Annotated in this window: 6 protein-coding genes, 1 tRNA gene and 3 pseudogenes; 5 read left to right on the top strand and 5 right to left on the bottom strand. The window is 38.8% G+C overall.

All coding sequences use genetic code 11. From position 1 onward, the window contains the following. On the bottom strand, positions 1 to 368 hold a 368-nt coding region (locus F6K13_RS21495; protein WP_287288327.1), incomplete at its 3' end, for a peptidase C15. A gap of 102 nt (positions 369 to 470) precedes the next feature. Between F6K13_RS21495 and hisH the strand changes: the two genes are divergently transcribed. Together hisH and rsmD are read left to right on the top strand one after the other, a co-directional pair. Then, a complete protein-coding gene (gene hisH / locus F6K13_RS21490) occupies positions 471 to 1,115 on the top strand; it encodes an imidazole glycerol phosphate synthase subunit HisH (protein WP_124147705.1) in 645 nt (214 codons plus the stop codon). Positions 1,116 to 1,122: 7 nt separating this feature from the next. Next, positions 1,123 to 1,698: a 16S rRNA (guanine(966)-N(2))-methyltransferase RsmD gene (gene rsmD / locus F6K13_RS21485; protein ID WP_124147706.1), complete on the top strand. Its 576-nt coding sequence runs from the start codon at positions 1,123 to 1,125 to the stop codon at positions 1,696 to 1,698. Here the strand turns inward: rsmD and petG are convergent. Further along, positions 1,684 to 1,800: a cytochrome b6-f complex subunit V gene (petG, locus tag F6K13_RS21480; RefSeq protein ID WP_124147707.1), complete on the bottom strand. Its 117-nt coding sequence runs from the start codon at positions 1,798 to 1,800 to the stop codon at positions 1,684 to 1,686. The two genes, rsmD and petG, sit on opposite strands and share 15 nt — an antisense overlap. 303 nt (positions 1,801 to 2,103) lie before the next feature. Beyond that, on the bottom strand, positions 2,104 to 2,265 hold the full coding sequence (locus tag F6K13_RS21475) for a hypothetical protein (protein ID WP_161564752.1): 162 nt from the start codon (positions 2,263 to 2,265) through the stop codon (positions 2,104 to 2,106). A 63-nt stretch (positions 2,266 to 2,328) separates the two neighbouring features. On the opposite strand from F6K13_RS21475, the gene F6K13_RS21470 reads away from it, so the two are divergent. The 3 genes and pseudogenes from F6K13_RS21470 to F6K13_RS21460 form a co-directional block, all read left to right on the top strand. Then, positions 2,329 to 2,709 (top strand): cytochrome c, encoded by a 381-nt coding sequence (locus F6K13_RS21470; RefSeq protein ID WP_124147708.1) that lies wholly within the window; start codon positions 2,329 to 2,331, stop codon positions 2,707 to 2,709. Positions 2,710 to 2,767: 58 nt separating this feature from the next. Then, positions 2,768 to 2,840: transfer RNA gene (locus F6K13_RS21465), tRNA-Thr, on the top strand. Positions 2,841 to 3,243: 403 nt separating this feature from the next. Then, positions 3,244 to 3,528: pseudogene (locus F6K13_RS21460) on the top strand (helix-turn-helix domain-containing protein); the annotation flags it as partial. A 19-nt stretch (positions 3,529 to 3,547) separates the two neighbouring features. Here the strand turns inward: F6K13_RS21460 and F6K13_RS21455 are convergent. Together F6K13_RS21455 and F6K13_RS35855 are read right to left on the bottom strand one after the other, a co-directional pair. After that, a pseudogene (locus tag F6K13_RS21455) lies at positions 3,548 to 3,667 on the bottom strand (IS1 family transposase); the annotation flags it as partial. A 123-nt stretch (positions 3,668 to 3,790) separates the two neighbouring features. Continuing rightward, positions 3,791 to 4,141: pseudogene (locus F6K13_RS35855) on the bottom strand (IS1 family transposase); the annotation flags it as partial.

Genomic DNA, 4,141 nt, shown 5'->3' with positions numbered 1-4,141 from the left:
TAGTCTTCGCAAACAAACTTTCCTGCATCATTACTAATCTCAGTCACATCCAAACCTGCAACTAACTCTGCTAAATTAATAGAAGTTTTCATCACCACTTCTCCACAACTAGCTTGAGATTCTATTGTGAGAATTTTCCTTGTTTCTGCCATACCACAACAAATAATCACATCAGGCTGAATCTCTTCTATTTTAGCAATAACAATCTGTGTAGCTAGCTGTGAATCAACAGGTAACTTTCTTAAAAAACTTAACGAATAATTAGTTAATTTTTGCACAGATATCAGACCAAGTAAATCATCAGAAGAATTAGATTTATGGTGAGGTTCCCATATATCAAATGATGTCAGTAACACTTTAGTTTTCATTTTTCAAACAAAGACAAAATAAAAAAATCTGTAAATTCTTTAAATTATACTAACTTATTAACTATAATAAAATTGCCAATCACAAAATAAGGAGAAAAATTAATGCCAACTATTGCAGTCATAGACTACGATATGGGTAATTTACATTCTGTCTGTAAAGGTTTAGAAAAAACTGGTGCCACCCCAAAAATTACAGATTCTCCAATAGAAATAGAACAAGCTGATGCAGTAATTTTACCAGGAGTAGGGTCTTTCGACCCGGCAGTGCAACACTTGCGCTCGCGCTACTTAGAAACACCCATAAAACAAGTTATTGCTTCAGGTAAACCTTTTTTAGGTATATGTTTAGGTTTGCAAATATTATTTGAAAGTAGCGAAGAAGGTCAGGAACCAGGTTTAGGAATACTTTCTGGAAAAGTACGTCGGTTTAAATCTGAACCTGGTCTGACAATTCCCCAAATGGGTTGGAACCAACTACAATTTACTCAACCAGGCCATCCTTTGTGGAGTGAAATAACTTCTCAACCTTGGGTATATTTTGTTCATTCCTACTATGTTGACCCCACTGACTCTCAAGTTACAGCAGCAACAGTCACCCACGGCCATCAAACAGTCACAGCAGCAGTAGGGCAAAACAATTTAATGGCAGTACAGTTTCACCCAGAAAAATCTTCTACTCTTGGACTACAAATTTTGTCAAATTTTGTTAATAAAGTTATATCTGAAAATTTGGCCTTAGCTGGTTAGAGCAACCATGAACTTAAGGATATATGGAAATCGTCCGTTAAAAACTTTACCAGGAATGACCACTCGTCCGACTTTGGCCAAAGTTCGAGAAGCAGTCTTTAATATTTGGCAAACTAATATAGCTGGTTGTCGATGGTTAGATATATGTGCAGGTGTGGGTTCCATGGGTGCCGAAGCTTTATGTAGAGGAGCATCCTTAGCCATTGCAATTGAAAAATATGGCCCTGCTTGTGCTGTAATTGATCATAATTGGCAACTTGTGGCCAGTTCATCTCAGGAATTTCAGGTGTTGCGGGGAGATGTGTTGAAACGTTTAAAAGTGCTGGTAGGGCAGAAGTTTGACTTGATTTATTTTGACCCACCTTATGCTAGTGATTTATATCAACCAGTATTAGAGGCGATCGCCCAATATCAACTTCTAGCACCAACCAGCGAGTTAGCAGTGGAACATAGTCCCGAAGGATTGTCTGTTAAATCTGTGTCCACCTTAGAAGTTTGTCGGCAGAAAGTCTATGGCAATACAGCTTTGACCTTCTTTAGTCTCACTCAAGAGGAGAGATTGACTGATCTAGTCGATGTTTAATTGGTTGCCCCGTCGATATTGTTGGTAAGCTGCAAAAAATAGTCCTGCCAATGTCACGAGGATGAGACCTAGTACGATTCCAGAAAGTAATGGTTCTACCACGAAGCCAACTCCTTATAGTTGAAATTTTTATTTGTTTATCGATCAATATTACTATTTCTTTTGAGTCTGGGGATAAAGTGCCAGTAAAGAAATCCCAGGCCAATATATAAAACCCTTATGGGATCTATATTAAAAATACTAGGAGCAGATGGGCAGATGGGGCGTATTAAAGTATTTTCAATTATTGCTTTAATCCATGTATAACCTGCCTCTCAAATTTTTACGCAAGTATACCAAAAACTACAGTGAGAAGATACGGATATTCATCATGGAGGAGTATGAGAATATTTTTCTAGTTGCCTTCTATCCCACATCCCACGGACGACTCCATGGCTCAAAAATGTCATCAAGGTCAATATACCAAATTGGTTCTATATACAAATATGAATAATATAGTTCCTCAAAGTATTGATTAAGATTAAATCTTTGTACTTGATATAAAAGAATTACCCTAAAAAGAGCCATACTGTTAAGGTATATTAATTGATATTAAACTTTCTTGTAGATAGTTTTTGAGATATAAAGATTTTGGATAACCAGCTTGCTGATACCAAAAAAGAAGTCTTACTGAAGTGGAGCGCCTTAGTTGGTCTGGCTGTTCTGTTGGTAGTCCTATTTATGTTCTTAGGATTTAGGCAGTTTCATGCTTATGATCCTTATACAAAAAGAGTATTGTCTATTGATGGAGACCCAGTTCAAGGCCACGCGATTTTTCAAATGAACTGTGCAGGTTGTCACGAGTGGGTTTTAGAAAGTCAGATCGGACCTTATTTAGAAGGTATTTCCCAACGCAAGTCAGATGTGGCAATTATTAAGCAAGTAGTTAGTGGCCAAACACCACCTATGCCCCAATTTCAGCCCAGCGACCGGGAAATGGCCGATTTATTAAGCTATTTAAAACAAATGTGATTTAAAAGTAAAAAGGGGTTGCATAAATAGGTGCAGCTTTGCTATTATTAAAAACGTTGCCGATGTAGCTCAGTTGGTAGAGCACTCGACTTGTAATCGAACGGTCAGGAGTTCGAGTCTCCTCATCGGCTTTTTTTATCTCTAAAGTTGGTTCAAGACCCGCGCTCTCCCAAAGGGGAGTGTCCTATGGGAAAACCAATCAATTTTGTGGTTTTGCCAATAGTGTGTTAAGATTAAATAAGGCTACTGAGCTAGCAGTGTCAATCTGTGGAGCGACCGTAAGACCAGAAAGAGGGAAAGGCCTCGGAGGTAGGTGCGTTAGAAGCCGAAAGTCCTAATCTGCGAGGTTTAGGAATCCTGCGTTGTCGCGCCATGTGCAACGTCGGGAGGATTTCAAGAGTTCAAATTTTTATCTCAACTTTGCTTGGAGAACCGCGCTCTCCGGCCTGTGGGAGCTTCGGGAAGAAAAGCAATCAATCTTGATATCTCACACACAATTATGTTAGACTGTGAATAATTCTCAGTAAGTAATAGATGGTTGAGAAAGCGTACAAATTTAGGTTTTACCCTACTCTAGAGTAAGAAAACTTGCTAAGGAAGACCTTGGGTTACGTGGGTCTAATCTACAACAAAGCTTTAGCTGAATGGACTCAAGCATGGTATGAGAGGCAAGAACGAGTAAGCTATAAACAAACCTCAGCCATGCTTACCTCCTGGAAAAAGCAAAAAGATTTAGAATTTCTCACACAAGTAAGTTGTGTTCCATTGCAGCAAAGCTTGAGACATTTACAGACTGCTTTCAGCAACTTTTTTTCAGGCGTTGCACAGTGACGAATGATTACGAGAATTGAGGAATTTGCCGATGTTTCAAATCATAGATCAGCAAGGGAATTGATTTGTACAACATATCAATGGACTTGGAGTAGCACAAAGTTTTGCGATGTAACCTAGCTAAATAGGGTTTGCTGATTAAATCTAAAAGCATTGACATATAAAGGTTTTAGAATTTTTTAGTTGAAAAAAAGTCCCAGCTTTTAGGTCGCTTAGGTTCAAAAAATTGGCGTTGGTGAATGTGTAATGCTCAGAAAAGAACTGGCACAGTCTTGAATTTCAAGTAATGTACCAGCAAGCCAATAGAATACTTAAGCATTGTTAAGGATTTGGAGTAACAGAGGGTTTTGCGTTTTAGTCGAGCCAGATCATGTCTCAAGGGAGTGTTTTCTCCGTAACACGCGGGTCATATAAGTTTTGCAAGACCATTTGGTCTTCAGGTTGAATATATTTTGGGTAAACTCGATCACCGTCAGTGACATACCAAAAGCTATGCTCACACTGGATAACTTGCCATAACTTCTCAAAAGTTTGCCCTGGAGCGATCATGCTCCGCATCGCTATCGCGAACGCCAATTTCCCAAAGGATAATTCCCGGAGA

Source organism: Okeania sp. SIO2B9, from assembly GCF_010672505.1.
GTDB lineage: Bacteria > Cyanobacteriota > Cyanobacteriia > Cyanobacteriales > Microcoleaceae > Okeania > Okeania hirsuta.
This window is presented reverse-complemented; position numbering and strand designations above follow the sequence as displayed.

Coding starts and splice junctions, on each gene's coding strand:
- hisH (WP_124147705.1), top strand. CDS start 471: ATGCCAACTATTGCAGTCATAGACTACGATATGGGTAATTTACATTCT.
- F6K13_RS21475 (WP_161564752.1), bottom strand. CDS start 2,265: ATGGCTCTTTTTAGGGTAATTCTTTTATATCAAGTACAAAGATTTAAT.
- rsmD (WP_124147706.1), top strand. CDS start 1,123: ATGAACTTAAGGATATATGGAAATCGTCCGTTAAAAACTTTACCAGGA.